Origin of the sequence: Chryseobacterium angstadtii (genome assembly GCF_001045465.1) — a bacterium.
Lineage (GTDB): Bacteria > Bacteroidota > Bacteroidia > Flavobacteriales > Weeksellaceae > Chryseobacterium > Chryseobacterium angstadtii.
The window spans coordinates 276,650-299,567 of record NZ_LFND01000004.1 but is presented as its reverse complement, the minus strand read 5'-3'; the positions used below and the strand labels follow the sequence as shown (position 1 = coordinate 299,567).

Genomic DNA, 22,918 nt, shown 5'->3' with positions numbered 1-22,918 from the left:
TTATTAAGATTTTATTATTTTTGCTCAGTTATAATGACCATGATGAAAATTTTGATTATAGGAGCGCTGTCCACAGCCTCAATATATTTTGCACAAACCTATCCGGTTTCTGCCATTCCGGAAAATTTAAAGAAAAATGCCAATGTAGTGATCAGAAAAGATTTTACAACGGCTCAGATTAATAAAATTGATGAAATAAAATATCAGTATAATACCGTAACTACGGTTTTAAATAAAGATGGTGATTCTAAAGCACAAATCTATATCCCTTACGAAAAAGGAGATAATGTTTCTGATGTGAAAGTTACTATTTATGATGAATCCGGGAAAAAAGTGAAAAGCTTTTCAAAATCTGATTTCGGAGATTTTGCCAACAATTCGCAAGGCGTATTTTATTCTGATAACAGGGTTTTAGCGCTGTCCTATACCTCCGCTTATTATCCTTATACTATTGATTTTTCTTACCAGATTACCAATGAAAATACAATTTTCATCCCCGAATTTTTACCATTTTCCTCTCCGAATACATCGTTGGAAGAAGCTCAGTTCAAAGTGATCAATAAATCAGGAATTGATCTGAGAACGAAAACATATCCTTCGAAATACAATTATGCTTCGGTTACCGTAACAGATAACGGTAATGAGAAAACCTATTCTTACAGGAATGTCCCGGCTATTGATGATGTTCTGATGTTGCCGGAACCTGAAAAAATACTACCCAAAGTAAGTTTTGCTTTGGCCAAATTCAATCTGGAAGGCAAGCAGGGAACTTTGAATAACTGGACAGATTTCGGAACCTGGTATTACAACAATCTGGTAGAACCCGTTTCTGTTTCTACACCGGCCATCAAAGCTGAAGTAGCTGCTTTGAAACTGGAAGGCTCTACGGAAGACAAGGTAAAAAAGCTGTATCAGTATATGCAGACGAAGACAAGGTATATATTTGTGGGTCTTGGAATTGGAGGGTGGCTTCCCATGCTGCCGGAAGAAGTTCATAAAAAAGGCTATGGAGACTGTAAAGGACTTACCAATTATATGAAAACGCTGCTGAATGAGGCCGGAATTCCATCCCATTACTGTGTTATCAATGCGAGTTCATCCGAGGTTTCTTTTGATCCGGACTTTCCATCTATGGGAGGAAACCACGCCATTCTGATGGTTCCGACTGAAAAAGGAAACATCTGGCTGGAAAATACATCACAGCAGACCGCTTTTAATCATTTAGGATCCAGTACTACAGACAGAAATGTTCTTGCCGTTACCAAAAAAGGGATAGAGCTTATCAATACGCCGGCATACACCGCAGAGCAAAACAGTGAAAAACAGATCCTGAAAATTAATATTGCAGAAGACAACAGCATTAAAGGAGAAGTTCAGTTTGCTTACAAAGGAAGCCAGTACGACAACAATATGAGGTATACTTATCTGTCTCCAAAAGATAGAGTAGATGCCATGAAAAAGAAGTTTGACGTGCTGAATTTTGAAAAAATAGAAATGTCGGATTTCGTTAATGATAAAGATAATGCAGAGGTAAAATTCAAAATGGATTTTAAAGCCAATAATTATTCTAAAAATACAGGTGCCAATTTAATCTTCAGAGCAGTACCTATTTTCAGTAACAATTATTACAAATCTGACGAAAACAGAGAGCTTCCATTTGAAATAGGACAGTCTTATGAAGATGATTATGAAATTAATTTTATCATTCCTGCGAATTATAAAATTGATGAAGTTCCACAAAATATAACCGTTAATTCCGAATTCGGGACCTACAAACTCAATATTGTGAAAAATAATGAGACGCTGAAAGTGACCCGTTTGATTAAAATCAACAAAGGAATTTTTCCTAAAGAGAAATACAATGATTACGTAAGTTTCCGGAAAAAAGCGTTAAACGGAGACAATTCTAAAATCTTATTAACCAAGATTTAAAAAAACATGAAAAGAATATTTTTAACAGCCTTCTGCTCCGGAATTTTGATCTGTGTAAATGGTCAGAAGCACGAATTTCTGGATCCTCCGAAATTTGACAATGCGGATCTTACGAAAACAAAATCAACACTGGATGAAAATGCACCAGTTGAGATCTTATATAAATCGGTGCATTTCGGAGTTGACACTTCTTCAGGTGATCTGAGAAAAAAAGTTTTTTACAGAATAAAAGTCTACGATAAAGATAAAGCAGAAGACTGGTTGAATCTTGAAATCCCTCTGCACAAAAACTCAAAAGGAGATGAAGAGGTATTGAATAAAATGAAAGCTTTTGTATACAACCTTGAAAATGGCGTGGCAGCACCTACAAAAGTTGATAAAAGTTCAAAATATAAAAGTAAAGAAAGTAAATATACCACTATTACCAAATTTGCATTTCCCAATGTGAAAAATGGTTCCGTTATAGAATACCAGTACGAAGTGCTGTCTCCGTTTTTATACGCTGTACCCGAGATTTTGATAGAATCCGACACCCCGTCTTTATATACCGAATACGTTCTGGATGCGCCTACTTATATAGCTTACAACGTGAACTATACAGGTTCGCTGCTTCCCAAATACAGAATGATAGAGGAGAAAAATATGTATGGAATGCCTTTCAAGACCTACAGATTCGCGTATGAAAATCTGAAAGGATTCAAAACCGAGAAATTTGTTAAAAACGACAGAAATTACCGTACAAAAGTAAGCGCAGAGCTTCATTCCTCTAACTTCGGACAGCTTAAAATGCATTCCTCTTCCTGGGAAGAAATAAAAGAAAAGCTTTATAAAGATGAAGATTTCGGAGTAGAGCTGAGGAAATCGAAACTGGCTAAAGAAAATATGCCTGCAGCGGTAGCTGGATTGAGTTCAGATGCTGAAAAAGCAGATGCCATCTTTAATTATGTAAAAAATACATTTACATGGAACAAAGACAGGGGAATTTACACCGAAGAAGGAATCAAAAAGCTCATAGAAACCAAAACAGGAAATGCGGCGGAAATCAATCTTTTCCTTGTGATGATGCTCAGAGAGGCAGGATTAAAGGCAGAACCACTTGTGATCTCTACTGTTGATAACGGTTTGATCAATATGGTGTCTCCAAGTATCGTAAGCATGAATTTTGTCGTTGCTGCCGTTAAAATAAAAGACGGCTTTAATTTGTATGATGCTACCTCAAAACAGTCTTCAATGAATAATCTTCCTCCAAGAGACTGGAATCAGTATGGAATTCTTATGGCAAAAGATAAAGCGAGTTTAATGCAGATGGCGAATACCACAACCAGCTTTAATTATCTTACCACCGAAGCTAAAATTAATGAAGACGGAAGCGTTTCCGGAACCTATTCTGATAAAGATACCGGTTCTTATGCCATGTTTTCCAAAGAAAATTACGATGAAAATGCTGAGAAATACAAAAAGCAGTACAAAGAAAACTTTTCAATAGATTTTACAGGAATTGATTGTAAAATTCTGGAAAACGGAGATTTTGAAAGTACCATGAAATTCTCTTCAGATAACCTGATTGATAGAGTGGGGAAAAAGATGATCATCAATCCTATGCTTTTCTTAAGCAGAAACTCCAATGAATTTGATCAGACGGAAGAACGAAAATACCCTATTGATTTCATTTCATCCATTACTAAAACGAAAAAAGTAACTTTAGAAATACCGGAAGGATATGTGATAGAAGCAATGCCTAAAAGTAAAAAGATCGTTACACAGGATAAAGAAGTAGAATACAGCTATATTGCCGAGCAAAAAGGGAATAAACTTGAGGTGATTTCTACCATGAAAATTGCCAGCCCAGATTATCCTAAAGAATATTATCCTGCCTTCAAGCAGATTTGGGAAACCGCTTCGAAAAGTGAAAACCAGGTCATTAGCCTGATCAAAAAGTAATAAAAAAACTGTTTTTTACCTTGTATTATTAAAAAATAGTAAATTTTATAAAAACCATTCATTTTTTGAATGGTTTTTGTATTTACAATCAAAAATAGCATTATGAAAAATATGATTGCCGCTGTGGCAGTATCTTCTTTCTTTGTCTTTTCGGCATGTAAAAAAGGAGAAAAGACAGCAGCCCCTTCCGGTAAAACAGAAATAACCCAGCCTGAGAAATGGACAGTAGACTCTGTAAAAGTAGAAGATTCATCAAAAATTGCAGATTCGTTAACGGTGAGCTTCACTTCTAAGCTGCTTGTTTTCCCGACTCTTAAAGATAAAAAACTGCTGGACAGCATCTATTTTCATGATCAGGGTATCAAAGATTTTTCTAAAAAAGGACTGGAAGCCTATCTGGATTCCGAAAAAAATGCCTACTTCAGATCTGTGAAAAGTGACAGTAAGGACTGGATTTCCGGTATTTCATATGCGCAGAGCTGGTATACAAGTTCCCATATGAATCTGATCTCTACTGCCAACGATTATATGCATATAGAATATGTACAGAGTGCTTATGAAGGCGGAGCTCACGATAATTATGGATTTTCGGAAAGAGTCTTTGATCTTAAAAACAACAGGAAGCTGGAGCTTAAAGACATTACATCCATGCCAAAAGCTAAGATTGAAACCTTATTAATGAAGAATATCAATAAAGTGAAAAGCGGGACTACCGATAGTGAAGGAGAAGTGAAAAATTCCGAAATGCTTTTGGTGGAAACCATTCCGGCTACAGATAATTTTTATTTTGATGAGAAAAACCTTTACTTCCACTACAGTCCATATGAAATTGCGGCTTTTGCGGCAGGAGATATCGTTATTCCGGTTTCATGGGAAGAACTGAAAGGAACCCTGAATACCGAATTTAAAGAAAGAATGAAAATAAAGTAAAATTAATGCTTCCGGATTTGGAAGCATTTTCTATTTTTGCGGTAATGGAAAAAGTAGCTTTTATTATTAATCCTTTTTCGGCGAAAAAGAATTACCAGCCTTTTCTCGACGAGTTAAAAAAGAAGGTGGATCGCCCTTCATATTATATCTCGGACTCTATAGCGGGGACCGATGAATTTATTCAGGAGCGTTTTGATAAAGTGGATATTTTTGTGGCCATCGGAGGCGACGGAACCATTTCAACAGTGGCCAGAAACCTGATTCATACCGATAAAATTCTTGCCATATTTCCGGCGGGATCGGGGAATGGTTTTTCGAATGAAACTAAATTCAACAAAAACCTCGATGAGCTTTTGGAAAAAATTAAAGCCAGATCATCCAGGAAAATAGATACTTTCACAGTCAATGATCAACTTTCCATCAATGTTTCAGGAACTGGTTTTGACGGAAAAGTGGTGAAAGAATTCGAGAAAACAAGCCGCGGATTCAAAAATTACATTAAAGTTTCACTGAAAACCTTTTTCAATTATAAACCGATCAAGGTGAAGTTTTTTGATGAAGCCTACCAGCAATACAATGGAAAATACCTGATGCTGAACATTGCCAATACCCGCCAGTTTGGAAATAAGGCTTATATTGCTCCCCAGGCAAGTAAAAGTGATGGTTTGGTAGATATGGTTCTTGTGAAAAAGTTTCCGCTGACCTATTCGGCACTTTTTGCGTTCAGAATGTTTACAAAAAGACTGAAGGATGATGAGTATGTTACTTACCTTCCTGTTTCAGAAATTTCATTTAAAGTCAATACCAAAAACTGGCATCTTGACGGTGAGTTTAATAAAATAAAATCACCGATCCATGTGAAAGTTTTACCTGCCAGCCTGAATATATTAGTGTAAGTTGAGGTTGCGTTACTTTTGATAATATCTAAAAAAAAAGAATTTGATGCTAGTTTGTTGATTTTTAATGTGTTGTAATGGTGTTTTTTTACTCTGCTATTGTTGGAAATCATCAAACTTCCAGTTTCTTTTCAATTTCAGCCGGATGATCCAGACAATATTGCAGTTGTTTTTTATCTAGTTGCTTTTCCCAATTTGCTACCACAACAGTCGCTACGGAATTCCCAATCACGTTGGTTAAAGCTCTGCACTCACTCATAAACTTGTCAATTCCCAGAATCAAAGTCATTCCTGCAATCGGGATTTCAGGAACAACGGCCAGTGTGGCAGCTAAGGTCACAAATCCGGCTCCGGTTACACCTGCGGCTCCTTTTGAACTTAACATTGCCACCAGAAGAAGCATCAGCTGTTTTTCCAGCGGAAGATGAATATTCAGTGCCTGAGCGATAAAAAGAGAAGCCAGCGTCATATAAATGTTCGTTCCGTCCAGATTAAAAGAATATCCGGTCGGAACTACGAGTCCTACAATAGCTCTTGAACAACCCGCTTTTTCCAGCTTTTCCATAATCCCGGGAAGTGCCGATTCCGAAGAACTTGTTCCTAAAACCAACAGAAGTTCCTCTTTAAGATAAAACATCAGTTTAAAAATACTGAATCCGTTGTACCAGGCAACTGCTCCCAAAATCAGTACCACAAAAAGAAAAGAAGTGATATAGAATGTACCTACTAAAAATATCAGATTCAGAACGGAATGAAGTCCGTATTTTCCAATGGTAAAAGCCATGGCACCAAAGGCCCCGATGGGAGCCAGTTTCATCAGCATATGAACAATCTTAAAGACCGGAGTAGACAGATCCTGTAGGAAATCGGTTACTTTCTGGCTTTTTTCTTTGGTTAAAACCAGGGCTACACCCATTAAAATGGCAACCAAAAGAACCTGAAGTATATTTTCACCCACCAGCGGACTGAAAAGCGTTTCTGGAATGATATTCATGATAAAACCTGTCAGGGTTGAATCGTGAGCTTTTTGCTGATACTGGGATACGTCACCGGATAGGCTTGCCGGATCAATATTTAAACCATGACCGGGCTGTAAGAGATTCCCTACAATCAGACCGATAATTAATGCCAGCGTGGAAAAAGTAAAGAAGTAAATCATTGCCTTTACTGCGATACGGCCTACCTTTTTCAGATCGGTCATATGAGCAATTCCTAAGGTCAGGGTAATGAAAATCACCGGAGCGATGATCATTTTTACCAGTTTAATAAATCCGTCTCCAAGCGGTTTCATTTTTTCACCCAATTCAGGATAAAACCTTCCTAAAAGTATACCGGCCGCTATGGCAATAATCACTTGGAAATAAAGCTGATTGTAGATTTTTTTCGCTTTCAAAGAGTTCTTTTTTATGTTTTGAAGATGGAAAATTAAGAATTTTTATCTTAAAACATGACGAAAGTCAGTTAAATTAATCTGAGCCTGGGTTTCAATAACCTCCCTCTTGCAGCTTCTAACTTCCAGCTTCATTTTTACCGCTCCTTTCCGGTAATCCTTCTTCCAGTCTCTAGCTTCCTGACTTCTATTCTACAGCAACAGAATCATCCCCGCGGCCGTCTGCCACAGCATGAATGTTTCCGTTATCATCCATCAGAATCAGTTCTGTTTTTCCGATGTATTTTATTTTTTCAATCACGTAATTTTTGCTTTTCAAAGCAGAGATTGTGCTTTCAGGGAAATTGTTTTCCACTGTAATTTTTTCTGGAAGCCACTGGTGATGAAACTTAGGCGCATTCACGGAGATATTTGCATTCAGTTTAAAATCTACCACATTTACAATAGACTGATATACGGAAGTAGGGATGGTGGTTCCTCCGGGAGTTCCTACAACCATGTAAGGTTTTCCGTTTTTAAGCAGAATCGTAGGAGTCATGGAAGAAAGCATTCTTTTATTGGGCTGTATAGAATTCGCTTCTCCGCCTACCGCACCAAACATATTAGGAACGCCTGGCTTAATGGAGAAATCATCCATTTCATTATTTAAAAAGAATCCGGCTCCTGAAACAACGACTTTACTTCCGTAATATCCGTTAAGGGTAGTGGTTACAGAGGCAGTATTTCCGTCTTTATCTATCACCGAAATATGAGTGGTCTGTGTAGATTCATTCGGCTGGCTGATGATTTTTCCCACTTCCGAACTTGGAGTTGCTTTGCTGAAACTGAAACTTTTCCATCGATTTTTTAAATAAGCATCCGAGGTAAGATAGGTTGTTTTGTCCTCAATAAAATCAGGATCACCCATATATTCTGCTCTGTCTGCATAAGCTCTTCTTTCTGCTTCTGTCATGATTTGTACCGCTTCGGTAGAGTTCTGCTGGTATTTTTCAAGGTTTTCGTAGCCTGCCATGGTCAGCATTTGGGCAAGCAATACACCGCCGCTTGATGGGAGAGGCATGGTAACTACGCGGTTTCCTTTATAATCGAACTCCAGAGGTTTTCTTTCTGCAGCTTTATAATTTTTAAGATCTTCCAGTGTAATGATTCCATTGCCCTTTTTCATTTCGGCTACCATAAGATCAGCTGTTTTTCCTTCATAGAATCCTTTTGCTCCCATTTTCTGGATGAGTTTCAGGGTTGCAGCCAGTTCTTTCTGTACCAAAATATCACCTGCTTTCCAGGGAGTATGTTTTACGAAAGCAATAGCAGATTTATTATGAGCCAGGAATTTTTCTTTATGCGTGTTCAGCATATCAGCTTCCATTTCAGTAATGGCAAATCCTTTTTCCGCCAGATCAATAGCCGGCTGGATGATTTTGTCCATCGGAAGATTACAGTGTTTTAACGTAGCGAAAAAACCGGCAATACTTCCCGGTATACCTACTGCAAGTCTTCCATATTGGGAAAGATCTGTGTTGGCTTTTCCGTTTTTGTCGACGTACATATCTCTTGACGCTTTCTTCGGTGCTGTTTCTCTGTAATCCAGCGTGAATTTTTCACCATTATTTTTTACGCCTACTAAAAACCCGCCACCACCAATATTTCCGGCCTGAGGATACACTACAGCAAGTGCATATTGTGTCGCTACAACAGCATCATAGGCATTTCCACCCATTTTCATAATTTCTGCACCGGCTTCACTGGCGAGAGGATGGGCAGATACCACAACTCCTTTATTCTTTACTTTGACCTCTTTTATAATATTAAAACCTGTAAACTGAGCAGGTGAAAAATGAAATGCCATCAACACGACAGCCAGAAATACTCTCTTCATAAGATTATGTTTAGGGCAAAAGTAGATAATTTTTAAATAAAATATCTGTATTTGACAGGAGTTTGTATCTATCATAGTAATCAAAGAATGCAGATAGATTGAGTTTATGTTTAAAAAATAAATTATATTATTGAGTATTGTGTAAAACATGCTATTTTGTGTTTTATTTTTAAAACAATATTATTTTTATTGTGTTTTTGATATGTTAATTGCTATTTTTGAATAAATAATACATATGAAAAAAAATAATCAAAAAATTGTTCTGTTAGGCGCCTTGTTTTTTATTTCTGCAAATGTGGCAGCACAAACCAAAGATTCATTAAAAACAAATCAGGTAGATGAAGTGAAAATTACGATTGGCTCAAGGAACAAAGCCAGAGTAGCTACTGATACTCCGGTTCCGGTAGATGTTATTAATATTGGTTCCCAGTCAGTTTTGAGTCCGCAGACAGATCTTAATCAAATTTTGAATTATGCGGCTCCTTCCTTTACTTCCAACTCAACTACGGTGGCAGACGGGACAGATCATGTGGATCCCGCTCAATTAAGGGGGCTGGGTCCGGATCAGGTTCTGGTGCTTCTGAACGGAAAAAGAAGGCATACTTCTTCTTTGGTCAATATCAACGGATCACCGGGAAGAGGTTCTGTGGGTACGGATCTGAACGCTATTCCTGCCTTTGCGATTGAAAGACTGGAAGTGCTCAGAGACGGAGCTTCCGCCCAATACGGTTCTGATGCTATCGCCGGAGTGATCAATGTGATCATGAAAAAAAATACCAATGCATTTACTGCCGCTATTACAGCGGGTGCTTTTAATTCAAAAGGAGCAAATGATCATCATGGAGGATGGGATGGCGGAAAATATCAGGTAGATCTTAATTATGGAACGAAAATCGGAACCAACGGATTTATCAATTTTACGGGGAGTTTACTGAGCAGAGACGATACGAGAAGAGCTCAGGCAGCGACCGGAGATATTTTTAATGGCTATAACGCAATTGAACAGAGAGCTTTGGAAAGTGGTGTGAATATATCTTCACTGTACGGAAATATCAATACTACTTCCAATCAACAGCAGATCATCAACCTTATTCATCAGTTTGCGCCTAATGTCGGATATTTTACGGCACAGCAGCAGGCTGATATTCAGGCCGCCAATACGATTTCCCAGCTACAGAATTTATTGAAAAATGATGTTACTGAAAATGAGCTGGCTTATAGAAAGCTCACGCGGGACGATTTTAATATGAGAGTGGGACAGTCCAAATTAACGTCCGGCCAGTTTTTTATGAACTCGGAATTTGATCTTTCATCATCGGTAAAAGGGTATGCTTTTGGGGGAATTTCTTACAGAGACGGAAATGCAGCCGGCTTTTACAGAAGACCCAATCAGAGCAGAACTTCTACTGCATTGTATCCGAACGGTTTCCTGCCTGAAATAGCTTCAGATGTTATTGATCTTTCTTTTGCAGGAGGAATTAAAGGAAAATTAGGAAAAATAAACTACGACATCAGTAATACTTTTGGACGTAATACTTTTGACTATACCATTAAAAATACAACAAATGCATCCATGTCTTATCCCGGTAAAACAGAATTTGATGCAGGCGGGCTGAGCTTTTCTCAAAATACCATCAATGCAGATTTTGATACGAAAATCGACTGGCTGAAAGGTTTTAACGTGGCTTTTGGTGGGGAAGCCAGATTTGAACGATATAAAATTGCCAATGGAGAAGAAGCTTCATGGGCGCTTTATGATATTAATGGAAGAATCCAGACGCCAACAACAGCTGGCGCTTTAAAACCTACAGACTTCTTTGGAAATACAAGACCGGGAGGATCACAGGTGTTTCCCGGATTCAGACCTGAAAATGCTTTAAATAAAGGAAGACAGTCCGTGGCTGCCTATGTAGATACAGAGTTGGATGTTACCGATAAATGGCTTGTAAGTGCGGCGCTACGGTATGAGAATTATTCAGATTTTGGGTCTACTTTCAATTATAAAATAGCTACGCGGTATAAACTGACGGACCAGATTAATTTGAGAGCGGCCCATTCAACAGGGTTTAGAGCTCCTTCTTTGCAGCAGATTTATTTCAATGCTACGGCTACCCAGTTTGTAGGAGGTACAGCATTCGAAGTGGGTACATTTTCAAATGATTCCGAGGCAGCGAGACTTCTAGGAATTCCACAGTTGAAGCAGGAAGAGTCAGCAAGTTTTTCCGCAGGATTTACAGCGAAAATTCCTAGTGCTAATCTTACTTTTACCGTTGACGGATATTATATTAAAATCAAAAATAGGGTAGTTCTTACCGATCAGTTTTCCAGACCTTCTGGGAACTATGCGGATGGAACTCCGGAAAGAAACCTTCAGGTCCTTTTTGACCAGGCCAATGCCAATGCTGCTACATTTTTCGCCAATGCCATTGATACCCAGACCAAAGGTTTGGAAGGTGTAATTTCTCACCGGGCTAAACTCTCTGAGAAATTCTCTTTAAATTCAGATTTGGCGGTTACGGTATCCAGAACGAATAGAGTAGGAGATATTCATGGTTCGGATGCTTTGATCAAGGCTGGACAAATTAACCGTTATTACTCAGAATCTAGCAGAATATATCTTGAAGAGGCTGTTCCGAGGTTTAAGGCTTCTCTTAATAATGCTTTGGAGATCAGTAGGTTCAGTATTCTTTTAAGGAATGTCTATTTCGGAAAAGTTACCGATCCTAACGCGATGGATGCTAATGGAGACGGCATTATAAGCGGTGAAATCATCAACGGGCAGGCAGTTGCTACGGAACACCCTGTTTGGGGAGGAAAGGTGATTACGGATTTATCTGTAGGATTTAAATTTAGTAACAGCTTCAGGCTGACAATCGGGGCTAATAATTTATTCGATATTTATCCCGATAAAAATTACGGGCCAACTGTAGTGAAGACTCCGGCGCTGGATAGTTCCGGTAATTTGACCTACGTGTTGAATCCTGTTCCTGTGGATCTTACCAATCAAAACCAGTTTGTTTACTCCAGAAATACTTCTCAGTTTGGGATGAATGGACGGTTTCTTTTTGTAAGAGCGAATCTTAGCTTTTAATCATTTTTTTGGAGGCTTATGAAAAAGGCATGTTTTTACATGCCTTTTTCATTATGTTAAGCACGATTTTTTTACTTTTGTACAACTCTAAAAAAAATATTTAAAAATGGAATCCTATACGGAAAGAATATTGATTACAGGTGCTCTGGGACAGATCGGCACCGAACTGACGAACAGACTTGTTGAGATTCACGGAGCTGAAAATGTAGTAGCCTCAGGATTGGACAGATGGCAGAAAGGAATTACAGCTGCCGGACATTATGAAAGAATGGATGTTACCAATACTCAGCTGGTGAGACAGGTCATTAAAGATTACGAGATCACTACAGTTTACCATCTGGCTTCCCTTTTGTCCGGGACTTCAGAAAAGCAACCCATTTTTGCATGGAAACTGAATCTTGAACCTCTTCTTCATTTCTGTGAAATGGCAAAAGAAGGGCTTCTTAAAAAGATCTTCTGGCCAAGTTCAATTGCGGTATTCGGGAAAGGAATTCCAAAACATAATGTAGGGCAGGATGTTGTTTTAAATCCTACCACGGTATATGGAATCTCTAAAATGGCAGGAGAGAAATGGTGCGAATATTATTTCGATAAGTATGGGGTAGATGTAAGAAGTATCAGATATCCGGGACTTATTTCATGGAAGACTCCTGCAGGTGGAGGAACTACAGACTATGCCGTTGAGATTTTTTACGAAGCAATAGAAGAAGGAAAATACACCAGCTTCATTTCCGAAGATACAGGAATGCCAATGTTGTATATGGATGATGCCATTAACGCAACGTTGAAATTAATGGATGCTCCGAAGGAAAGTCTTACCGTTCGTTCGTCTTATAATTTAGGAGGAATGTCTTTTACACCGAAAGAACTGGCTGAAGAAATCAAGAAAGAAATTCCGGATTTTTCAATTGATTATCAACCGGATTTCAGACAGGCTATTGCAGATTCGTGGCCGGCATCTATTGATGATTCTGTAGCGAAAAAAGACTGGGGACTGACGTATGATTTCGGAATTTCTGAAATGTCTAAGGATATGATTAAGAATCTTAAAGTGAAATTGAATAAAAATCAATAACTTAAAGTTGATGTTTAAATAAATTTTATTTTAACATCTGATTTTTAATTAATTATAAATTCTATCTAAAATTAAATTTAAATGATTTTATTAACTTTTAACATCTTAAATATAGAGGCTGACGCCAAAAACAGCGTTCAAATTTCTGATGAAGAAAGACTGAAGATCACAGAAGATAATACAAAAGCTATTCTTCGGATTTTAGATATCCATGATATAAAAGCCAGTTTTTTTGTGGAGATTTCCATAGCAGAAAAACTGCAGAATTTAATAAAAGCAATTTCATCCAAAGGGCATGAAATTGCTTTTTATAATTTGAATTCAGATCTTCAGAAAATTGAAGAAGTGAAAAAAAATATTCAGGATCTTCTGGAAAAACAGATCAGAGGAATCAGGCAGAAAGATTTTAAACTGGCTCAGGAAGATTTGAAATCACTCGAGTTTAATTACGTCTCCAATATTGATAATGCAGATATTCTTTTTCCGTTCAAAAGACTGAAAAGAGATACTGAAATCAATGAAGAAAATGGACTGAGTATTGTACCCGAAAGTATTTCACCATACAGCCAGCTACCGTATAATGATTTTGTATTCCAGATCCTGCCGATGAACTATTATCAGAGTATGGTTTTTGAAACCCTGAAGAATGATGATTTTGTCCTGATCTATCTTAATTCCTGGCAGTTCACCGATTTTAAAAAATACCGCTTTGATATTCCGTTTTACAGAAGCCTCTTTTCAGGGAAAAAAATGGAAGACAAACTCGATACCCTCCTTACCTGGGTGAATGAGCATGATATGGCGACGTCGCGGATGAAGGATTATATTTTTTAGGTGGCAGATATTAGGTAGTAGGTTGCAGGGATTAGGGATTGTGATGTAGTTTGAGACTTGGGTGTTTTGACTGGGATATTGAGAAGCAAGAGTCAAGAGTCAAGAGTCAAGAGTCAAGAGCCAAGAATCAAGACTTAAGATATCAGATACCAGATTTCAGATTTCAGATTTATAACTAGCAATTAAGAATTAGCACCGACAATTCTCAAACTCTTAAACTCTCTCACCCCGAACCTCGTATCCCGCAACTAACTTTAAGTTGTAGAATCAAAAAAGATTTTAGATGTCAGATTTCAGACATTTGTAATGGTGGCTTCGAGGGCCTCAGACACCACGGATAGGGGCTTTCATGAATTAAGATTCAATTAACAGATTTGCAAACTCCACCAACTTTAAACACTCAGACTCTCAAACCCTCGAACTCTCAAACCCCGAATCTCGGATCCCGTAACTCTTAGCTCAACTCAAACAACGTAATTTCAGGCAATACTCCAACTCTTCCCGGATATCCCAATACCCCGAAACCTCTGTTGACATACAGCATTTTTCCTTCGCTTTCGTAAAGATCGGCCCATTTTGGATAGCGGTACTGTACAGGTGACCATTTTACATTTTTCAGATCTAAACCAAACTGCATTCCGTGAGTGTGTCCCGAAAGGGTCAAATGAATGTTTCCCGGGTGTTTTTTAACTACATAATCGAAATGGGTAGGATCATGGCTCATCAAGATTTTCGGAGCGGATTCCGGTACGCCTTTTAAAGCATCATCAATCTTTCCGAATTGAGGAAATGGCTTTAAACCCCAGTTTTCAACACCGAGAATGTATAGCTTTTCTCCGTTTCTATCAATCACTCTGTGTTCGTTTCTCAGCATATCAAAACCGGCCTGTCTTTCATAGTCGATAAGGGTGTCCAGATTTTTCTTTTTGGCATCAAGGGAAGCCCATGTTACGTAATCGCCGTAGTCGTGGTTTCCAAGTACTGCTAATTTGCCGTCTTTGGCTTTTATTTTCGAAAATAAAGGAATGAAAGGTTTGAATTCATCAGAAATATTATTCACCATATCTCCTGTAAAAAGCACAAGATCCGGGTTTTGTTCATTAATCAGATCAATAGCATGCTGAAGTTTTGACGGGTCTGAAAAGCTCCCACTGTGAACATCGGAGATCTGAATCACTTTATAACCTTCAAAATTTTTCGAAAGCCCTGGAATTTTCACCTTGATTCTTCTTACGGTGTGCCTGTATTTTCCAAACGTAATTCCATCGATAAAAAGGGCAGAAAGGACGCCTCCAAGACCCAGACCTACGATGCTCAGAAATTTTCTTCTTTCCGGAAAAAAGTTCTCTCTTGGCTGTGTTAAGCCGATTAAATAGCTTCCCGTTCTGAAAATATCATCAATTAATAAAAACAGAACGATGAAAATTTTAGGGAGGATAAAGATCAGAAACAGGGAAATCATAATCTGAGCCCTTGCTGTACTTCGGTCTGACCGTTGGAAATGAGAGATTTCATACGCGAAAATTCCGTAAACCGTTAAAGAGACGACCCAGTATCCGAGACGGATCCAGAAATTATCAGTTAATGTCCGTATAGCCTGGAAAATATATACTTCCAGGAATAAAAAAATAGCGGTAATGATCAAAAAATTTCTCTGCATAATTCAATTTAAAAAGCACAAAGAATAATTCCCTGTGCTTTTAATATTTTATGTTAACTAAATATTTTTAAGGAAATCTGTAAACGATAGCATTGATGTTCATTCCGGCACCTACCGAAGTCATCACAATGTTACCTTTTTCTTTAAACGTTTGACCGTCCATTTTTCCTTTAAATATTAAATCATACATGGTAGGAATGGTTGCTACAGACGTATTTCCGAGGTCTTGAATAGTCATAGGAGAGATAGAATGGTCGTAATCTTTCACATCATAAAGCTTATGAAGTCTTTCAATCATTGCATAATCCATCTTGGCATTCGCCTGGTGAATTAAAATCTTGTCGATATCTTCAATAGAAAGTCCTGCATCTTCAATGGTTTCTTTAATCGCTACGGGTACGTTTTTAAGAGCGTATTCATAGATTTTTCTTCCCTGCATTCTTACAAATAAACGGGTCTGATCGGCATCTTTATTGATCGAAGGACCGTTGGCCAGATAATTTAGTTCAGGACCGTTGTCACAAATGGTATTGTGAGAGATAATTCCTACGTTTTCATCGTCAGTAGCTTTTACCACTACCGCTCCGGCACCGTCTGCAAAAATCATTCTGTTTCTGTCGTAAGGATCTGTTACACGGCTTAATGTTTCACCACCAATTACCAGAATGGTTTTGGCTGTTTTGGCTTTAATCAGGTTATCGGCCAGAATCATGGCTTCTACCCATCCCGGGCAACCGAAAAGCATATCGTAGGTTACACATTTTCTGTTTTTAATGCCTAGTTTATTCTTCACTCTGGCAGCCATTGTTGGCATAAAGTCAGCATAGCCGTTTGCAGTAACTTCCCCAAAGTTGCTTGCATAAATAATGTAATCCAGTTCTTCGCCATCTACTTTGGCGTCTTCAAGAGCAATTTTTGCGGCTTCGTAACCGATCTGTGAGTTGGAAAGGTGGTCATCTATGAATCTCCTGTTCTCAATTTCAGTAATTTCTACAAACTTCGCAATGGTTTCTTCTGCAGGTTTTTCAATCTTTACCCCGTCTTCTGTATAGAACTCAGAATTCATAAAATAGTCTCTACCAATAACTCTGTTAGGAATATAGGATCCAGAACCAATAATGATCGTATTCGGCATTCGTTTATATGATTTTTTAAAGATGCAAAGTTAATAATTAATATTAATAACGGAGAATTAAAAATATTATTAAATTTGCAAAAATTGTACTTTACAATCGTATGAAAAACAACTCGTCCTTAAAAGGCTTACTTATTGCTGCTGTGGTGTTTATCCTTGCCTTTGGGGTCTACTTCTTTTTTTTAGCCAAGAAAAATTATTTTATAGTAGATAACCCTACTCCCAATACTTATTATTTTAAAATCAATAACGGATCCGAAGGAATTATTTCAGCAGGACAGTCCGTTCATGTGGATATTAATAAGGGTAAAAATTCTATTAAAGTTTTCGATCAGAATAAAAAAATGCTTTACGATTCCGCTTTTGAAGTAAATAAAATCCGTGGATTGCTGAATATTGCCCATCAGGATTATTATATTAATGATCAATATTATGGCTACAATCTTAAAAAAGATTCATTACTTTTGGCACTGGACAAAATTACAATAGACGGAAAAGATTATTTCGGAGGTGCAAAGCGTTTCAACAAGCTTTACACGGAAGATTTTTATTATAATGTAGATGAAGATTACGATAAAGTGATCAAAAATATCCAAAAAGTGGAATCCAGATCAAAGATTTTCAGAAAGCAGGATTTCCTAAATTATTACAAAGAATATTACAAGTTTTAAGTTTTGACAAAAGATATTACCAAAGTGACTCCCTACAATTCTGAGGCTACTAAAAAAAGCCAGGTAGAGGATATGTTCGACAATATTGCACCGAAGTACGACCTTCTGAATCATGTTTTATCTATGAAAATTGATGTTTTATGGAGAAATACATTGGTGAAAATGATGAAAAAAGACAATCCGCAGGAAGTGCTGGATGTGGCTACAGGAACGGGAGATTTAGCAATTACCATTGAAAAAGGAACCAACGCAAAAGTAATTGGTTTAGATTTATCACAACAAATGCTAAATGTTGGCGTTATTAAAATAAAAAAACTTAAATTAGACGGCAAAATTTCCATGCAAAAAGGAGATGCAGAAAATTTACCGTTCGAGGACAATAGATTTGATGCTGTTTCCGTTGCATTTGGAGTAAGGAATTTTGAAAACCTTCCCAAAGGTTTAGCAGAGTTAAGAAGAGTAGTTAAAGATAACAAGAGTGTTTATATACTGGAGTTTTCAAAGGTTGAGGGGTTCTTAGGGCCATTTTATATGTTTTATTTCAAAAATATATTACCTGCCATCGGCAGACTGGTTTCCAAAGATAATAGGGCATATACATACCTTCCGGATTCTGTAAATGCTTTTCCTTTCGGGGAAAAGATGAAACAAATTCTTTTAGATACAGGATTTAAGAAAGTAGAATATAAAAAGCTAAGTTTAGGTATAGCCACAATTTATAAAGCAACAAAGTAACCTATGAATAAATTTCTATTAAGAGCACTGGTTTTAGCCTCAGTCAATATTGCAGTTTTTGCAGATGCACAATTCAGAACCCGAAACAGAATGGATAAGTTGGAAGACTTTGACGAGCAGAAATTCAGTTGGGGTTTTTATTTAAACGGCAACAGGCTGGACTACCGTATCGTCCTACATCCAAGATATGGTTCGGAAGGTAACCAGAATCTCGTTAAATCCAGAGAAAGCTACAGCTTCGGAGCCGGTTTGATCGCCAAGTGGAGATTGAATGACTATCTGGATTTAAGAATGGAACCAGGTTTACAATTTGCTCAGAGACAGTTAACTTTTAATACCCAGTCCAATGACCAGTATGCTGCCGGAACATTGACTAACCCTCCTTTTACTCCAATGACTTTAACTGAGAAAGACAGAGTAAGAGAAATCAAATCTACATTGGTAGATATTCCTGTATTACTTGAACTTCACGGACAGAGATGGTACAATTCAAGACCTTATATTGCTGCAGGGGTAAACTATGTAGTGAACCTTCAGTCTAACTCAGATTCAGAAGATGACAACATGCAGCAGGTTTTCAGATCTACAACGCACAATTTTGCCTGGTCTGCAGAAATGGGAATTCAGTTTTATTTCAATAAATTTAAACTTACTCCGGCTATCAGAGGAACATTCTTCATGAACAACGAGAAAGTAGCGGATAATGCGACTACGCCTCCATATTGGGCAACGGCAATGTCTACCATTCAGACAAGAGCAGTGATGTTCGTTCTGAAATTTGAATAAAAAAATAGATACTTAAAATACGAAAGGAGGTGCATTTGCAGCTCCTTTTTTTGTAGTTAATCAAAATATAGAGACTTTTATTTTTGTTACTGTTATTATTTTTTTACTTTTGCTATTAGTTAGAATATACAAAACCTGAAATGCTTCAAGATTTAGAAAACAATTTTTCAGAATTAGAGAAAAAGATTTTGCTTTTACAAAAGAATTATAAAAATCTTACTGAAAGATTCTCAGAGCTAAGTATTGAGCATGAAGAACTGAAAACGAAGTATGATGAGGAAAGAAGAAGAAATCAGGTATTAGCAGAAGAACAAAAAAATATAAAACTTTATTCAGCAATATCAGGAAATCCTGAACACAACAGGTTAATGAAAAACCATATCAACAGATTGGTAAAAGAAATTGACTTCTGTATTGCGCAGCTTCAAAACAGTGGATTATAATGGAGGTAAGAAGAATAACCATCAACATTGCAGGAAGGGTATATCCGCTGAACGTACCGGCAGCAGAAGAGGAAACTCTGCGTAAGGTAGGAAAGCAGATTGAAAATATGATTAAAGATTTTGAACAGAACTTCGATGTAAGAGATAAGCAGGATGCTTTGGCGATGTGTGCCCTGAAACTGGGAACCAATGCCGAAGTTGTTTCTCTTAACTACGAAAAAAATATAAATTCTACCAACGAAAGATTAGTGAAAATTAATCAGTCGCTGAATGAAACTGGGAAATAGATTTTTTTCCCACCAGACTGCCTACAATAATTCTAACACATTTAAGGTAAACTCAACGCTAAACAATTACCGAGCAAATGTCCGCTGAATGGCGTGCCGGGTCTCCCGGATTACAGACAGTGGAAATCAGTTCAAATCGTGTTGATTAGGAGTTTACTCTCAATCCCTGAATTGTTGTAGGTTTTTTTTATTTAGATATTTGATAAGTGTAAGACAATTAAAACTCAATATATATTATGACAACAGCCATTATAGTCGGCGTTATTTGCTTAGTGATAGGGGCGGTGATTGGGATTATTTTCTCTAAAAGCTCGCTGAACACGAAGGCAAAATTTATTGTAGATGATGCAAAGAAAAATGCCGAAAACCTTATAGAAAAAGCAAATGTTCAAGCTGAATCCATAAAAAAAGAAAAAAACCTGCAGGCCAAAGAAAAGTTTTTGGAACTGAAATCTCAACACGATGCAGATATTCAGTCTCGTGAGAAAAAAATACAGGAGATTGAAAAAAGAACCAAAGACAAAGAGCACAAATTAAATGATGAGCTCAGCAAAACAGGTAAACTTGAAAAAGACCTGGACAGGCAGATTGCAGATTATGCTAAGAAAAATGAAATCTTAGACAGAAAACAACAGGAACTGGATGTAGCTACTACCAAAAAAGTAGAGATCCTGGAAAAAATCTCCAATTATACGGCAGAAGAGGCAAAAGCAGAATTGGTAGAAACCATGAAAGCTGAGGCCAAAACAAGAGCTCAGGCACACGTTCAGGGCATCATGGAAGAAGCGCAGCTTAACGCGAAGAATGAAGCTAGAAAAATTGTTATTCAGACTATCCAGAGAATTGGAACTGAACAGGCCATTGAAAACTCCGTATCTGTATTCAACATTGAATCTGATGAGGTAAAAGGTAGAATTATCGGTAGAGAAGGTAGAAACATCCGTGCTTTAGAAGCAGTAACAGGGGTAGAAATTATTGTTGATGATACTCCGGAAGCTATCCTTCTTTCATGTTTTGATCCGGTAAGAAGAGAAATTGCAAGATTATCCCTTCACAGATTGGTAACGGATGGAAGAATCCACCCGGCAAGAATCGAAGAAGTAGTGGAGAAAACAAGAAAGCAGATTGAAGAAGAGATCATTGAAGTAGGAAAAAGAACCATTATTGATTTAGGAATCCATGGATTACACCCTGAATTGATCAAGATTGTAGGAAGAATGAAATACCGTTCTTCGTATGGACAAAACCTTTTACAGCACTCCAGAGAAGTAGCGAATATTGCTGCTACAATGGCTGCTGAACTGGGACTGAACGTAAAATTAGCCAAAAGAGCCGGTCTTTTACACGATATCGGTAAAGTTCCTGAGCAGGAATCTGAACTTCCTCACGCTTTGCTGGGAATGCAGTGGGCTGAAAAATACGGTGAAAATGCAGAAGTAGTGAATGCCATCGGAGCTCACCACGACGAAATTGAAATGAAATCATTATTATCTCCGATCATTCAGGTGGCCGATGCCATTTCAGGAGCAAGACCGGGAGCAAGAAGACAGGTATTGGAATCTTATATCCAGAGACTGAAAGACCTTGAATCTGCAGCATTAAGCTTCGATGGAGTATCAAGTGCATATGCTATTCAGGCTGGTAGAGAACTTAGAGTAATGGTAGAAAGCGGAAAAGTGAACGATGAAGTAGCCAACCAGCTTTCTTACGATATCTCCGAAAAGATCCAGAACGAACTGACATATCCGGGGCAGGTAAAAGTCACGGTAATCAGAGAAACCAGAGCCGTGAATATTGCGAGATAATTAATAATAAAAAAATATTTTAAAAAACCTTTCAATTTATTGGAAGGTTTTTTTATTTTTATCAAAACATAAATAAATGGAAAAAACATCTTTGTCTTCAAACCTGAAGTACATCTTCTCTATTCCTGTGATTATTTCTGCCCTGGGCTATTTCGTAGACATCTATGATCTGCTTTTATTCGGGATCGTGAGAATTCCAAGTTTAAAAGCATTAGGACTCAATCCGGACACAGACGGAACGTTTATTCTGAACTGCCAGATGGTAGGGCTCCTCATCGGAGGGATTTTCTGGGGGATTTTCGGAGATAAGAAAGGAAGGTTGTCGGTACTTTTTGGTTCTATTTTAGTGTATTCTCTGGCGAATATAGCCTGCGGTTTTCTGCCTTATTTTCCAAAAGAACATCTGGCCTATCAATATGCCGGTTTAAGGTTTATTGCCGGAATAGGTCTGGCCGGAGAGCTTGGAGCAGGAATTACCCTCGTTTCTGAAAGCCTGCCGAAGAATCTCAGAGCAATCGGAACCTCTGTGGTTGCCGGATTTGGATTAATGGGTGCTGTAGTAGCTCAACTCACCGTAGAACTGGCGGGAGGATGGAATATTTCCTACATCATTGGCGGGGTAATGGGAATTCTGCTGTTGATATTAAGAATAAGTGTTTCAGAATCGGGAATTTATAAGAATATTGAACATAAAAATGTTTCAAAAGGAAACTTTCTTTCCTTTTTTACCAATAAAGAACGTTTTACCAGATATATAAAATGTATAGCGGTAGGACTACCAACCTGGTACTGTATAGGGATTCTGGCTGTTTTAGCCAACCAGTTTGCCCCTGAATTAGGAATAAAAGACCTGAACCCCGGAAAAGCCATTATGTGGGCTTATGTAGGGATTTCTGTCGGTGATTTGCTGAGTGGTTTTATTTCGCATGCTTTAAAATCCCGGAAAATGGCGATATTTTATATGCTGCTCTTCACATTGGTTGGAGTAGGAATTATGTTGTTTGGAAACACAGACACAGAAACAAAGTACTACATGTTTTGCGTATGGCTGGGCTTAGGTACCGGATATTGGGCGATGTTTGTTACCCTGGCGGCGGAACAGTTCGGAACCAATATCAGAAATACAGCTACTACTACAGTTCCTAATATGGTGAGAGGCCTGGTACCGGTGATGATTCTGGCATTTGATCTCCTGAAAAATAATTTTACCGTAATCATCAGTGCGGCGGTGGTTGGAGTCGTTGTATTTGGATTGGCGTTTTATTCGTCCCTCACCATTTCCGAAACCCATAATAAAGACCTTGAATTCACGGAATAATTATAGTTCTGACAAAAGTTGATGTTGATTTAAGTGTAATTAAATGAACGAATTAACATTTTGTTGTGCTTTAAATAATTATTATTTGTTTACTTTTGAGATGAATCAGATTT

Annotated in this window: 18 protein-coding genes; 14 read left to right on the top strand and 4 right to left on the bottom strand. The window is 37.8% G+C overall.

Annotation, left to right across the window (positions count from 1 at the left end; all coding sequences use genetic code 11):
* The first annotated feature begins 42 nt into the window (after positions 1–42).
* From ACM46_RS14670 to ACM46_RS14655, 4 genes are all read left to right on the top strand, one after another.
* Positions 43–1,932 carry a DUF3857 domain-containing protein gene (locus tag ACM46_RS14670; RefSeq protein ID WP_241486021.1) on the top strand — a complete coding sequence of 630 codons (1,890 nt, stop codon included), beginning with the start codon at positions 43–45 and terminating at the stop codon, positions 1,930–1,932.
* Positions 1,933–1,938: 6 nt separating this feature from the next.
* A complete protein-coding gene (locus ACM46_RS14665) occupies positions 1,939–3,873 on the top strand; it encodes a transglutaminase-like domain-containing protein (RefSeq protein ID WP_048507423.1) in 1,935 nt (644 codons plus the stop codon).
* Between the two features lie 102 nt (positions 3,874–3,975).
* Positions 3,976–4,803, top strand: coding sequence for an RsiV family protein (locus ACM46_RS14660; protein ID WP_048507486.1), 828 nt, complete (start codon positions 3,976–3,978; stop codon positions 4,801–4,803).
* Between the two features lie 44 nt (positions 4,804–4,847).
* Positions 4,848–5,699 carry a diacylglycerol/lipid kinase family protein gene (locus ACM46_RS14655; protein WP_048507485.1) on the top strand — a complete coding sequence of 284 codons (852 nt, stop codon included), beginning with the start codon at positions 4,848–4,850 and terminating at the stop codon, positions 5,697–5,699.
* A gap of 112 nt (positions 5,700–5,811) precedes the next feature.
* Here the strand turns inward: ACM46_RS14655 and ACM46_RS14650 are convergent, their stop codons facing one another.
* Both ACM46_RS14650 and ggt read right to left on the bottom strand, forming a co-directional pair.
* Positions 5,812–7,092 (bottom strand): dicarboxylate/amino acid:cation symporter, encoded by a 1,281-nt coding sequence (locus tag ACM46_RS14650; RefSeq protein ID WP_048507422.1) that lies wholly within the window; start codon positions 7,090–7,092, stop codon positions 5,812–5,814.
* A 184-nt stretch (positions 7,093–7,276) separates the two neighbouring features.
* Entirely contained in the window at positions 7,277–8,965 is a 1,689-nt protein-coding gene (gene ggt / locus ACM46_RS14645; RefSeq protein WP_048507421.1) for a gamma-glutamyltransferase, read from the bottom strand.
* Between the two features lie 235 nt (positions 8,966–9,200).
* On the opposite strand from ggt, the gene ACM46_RS14640 reads away from it, so the two are divergent.
* The 3 genes from ACM46_RS14640 (at position 9,201) to ACM46_RS14630 (ending at position 13,965) form a co-directional block, all read left to right on the top strand.
* Entirely contained in the window at positions 9,201–12,056 is a 2,856-nt protein-coding gene (locus tag ACM46_RS14640) for a TonB-dependent receptor plug domain-containing protein (protein WP_048507420.1), read from the top strand.
* 106 nt (positions 12,057–12,162) lie between these two features.
* Complete coding sequence (locus tag ACM46_RS14635) at positions 12,163–13,131, top strand: NAD-dependent epimerase/dehydratase family protein (RefSeq protein WP_048507419.1); 969 nt, start codon at positions 12,163–12,165, stop codon at positions 13,129–13,131.
* A gap of 81 nt (positions 13,132–13,212) precedes the next feature.
* On the top strand, positions 13,213–13,965 hold the full coding sequence (locus tag ACM46_RS14630) for a polysaccharide deacetylase family protein (RefSeq protein WP_048507418.1): 753 nt from the start codon (positions 13,213–13,215) through the stop codon (positions 13,963–13,965).
* Between the two features lie 454 nt (positions 13,966–14,419).
* On the opposite strand, the gene ACM46_RS14625 is transcribed toward ACM46_RS14630, so the two are convergent.
* The gene (locus tag ACM46_RS14625) at positions 14,420–15,625 is read right to left on the bottom strand and encodes a metallophosphoesterase (RefSeq protein ID WP_048507417.1); all 1,206 of its coding nucleotides are present in this window, start codon (positions 15,623–15,625) and stop codon (positions 14,420–14,422) included.
* Positions 15,626–15,692: 67 nt separating this feature from the next.
* A complete protein-coding gene (locus ACM46_RS14620; RefSeq protein ID WP_048507416.1) occupies positions 15,693–16,760 on the bottom strand; it encodes a 3-oxoacyl-ACP synthase III family protein in 1,068 nt (355 codons plus the stop codon).
* Between the two features lie 101 nt (positions 16,761–16,861).
* Between ACM46_RS14620 and ACM46_RS14615 the strand changes: the two genes are divergently transcribed.
* From ACM46_RS14615 to ACM46_RS14585, 7 genes are all read left to right on the top strand, one after another.
* A complete protein-coding gene (locus ACM46_RS14615; RefSeq protein ID WP_048507415.1) occupies positions 16,862–17,431 on the top strand; it encodes a hypothetical protein in 570 nt (189 codons plus the stop codon).
* A gap of 3 nt (positions 17,432–17,434) precedes the next feature.
* Entirely contained in the window at positions 17,435–18,166 is a 732-nt protein-coding gene (gene ubiE, locus ACM46_RS14610) for a bifunctional demethylmenaquinone methyltransferase/2-methoxy-6-polyprenyl-1,4-benzoquinol methylase UbiE (protein ID WP_048507414.1), read from the top strand.
* A 3-nt stretch (positions 18,167–18,169) separates the two neighbouring features.
* Positions 18,170–18,952 carry a type IX secretion/gliding motility protein PorT/SprT gene (porT, locus tag ACM46_RS14605; protein ID WP_048507413.1) on the top strand — a complete coding sequence of 261 codons (783 nt, stop codon included), beginning with the start codon at positions 18,170–18,172 and terminating at the stop codon, positions 18,950–18,952.
* 140 nt (positions 18,953–19,092) lie between these two features.
* Positions 19,093–19,395 (top strand): hypothetical protein, encoded by a 303-nt coding sequence (locus ACM46_RS14600; protein ID WP_048507412.1) that lies wholly within the window; start codon positions 19,093–19,095, stop codon positions 19,393–19,395.
* Complete coding sequence (locus ACM46_RS14595; RefSeq protein WP_048507411.1) at positions 19,395–19,682, top strand: cell division protein ZapA; 288 nt, start codon at positions 19,395–19,397, stop codon at positions 19,680–19,682. The genes ACM46_RS14600 and ACM46_RS14595 overlap by 1 nt, the downstream gene beginning before the upstream one ends.
* 236 nt (positions 19,683–19,918) lie before the next feature.
* Positions 19,919–21,487, top strand: a complete 1,569-nt coding sequence (rny, locus tag ACM46_RS14590; protein WP_048507410.1) for a ribonuclease Y — start codon at positions 19,919–19,921, stop codon at positions 21,485–21,487.
* A gap of 76 nt (positions 21,488–21,563) precedes the next feature.
* Positions 21,564–22,805 (top strand): MFS transporter, encoded by a 1,242-nt coding sequence (locus ACM46_RS14585; RefSeq protein WP_048507409.1) that lies wholly within the window; start codon positions 21,564–21,566, stop codon positions 22,803–22,805.
* Positions 22,806–22,918: the final 113 nt, after the last annotated feature.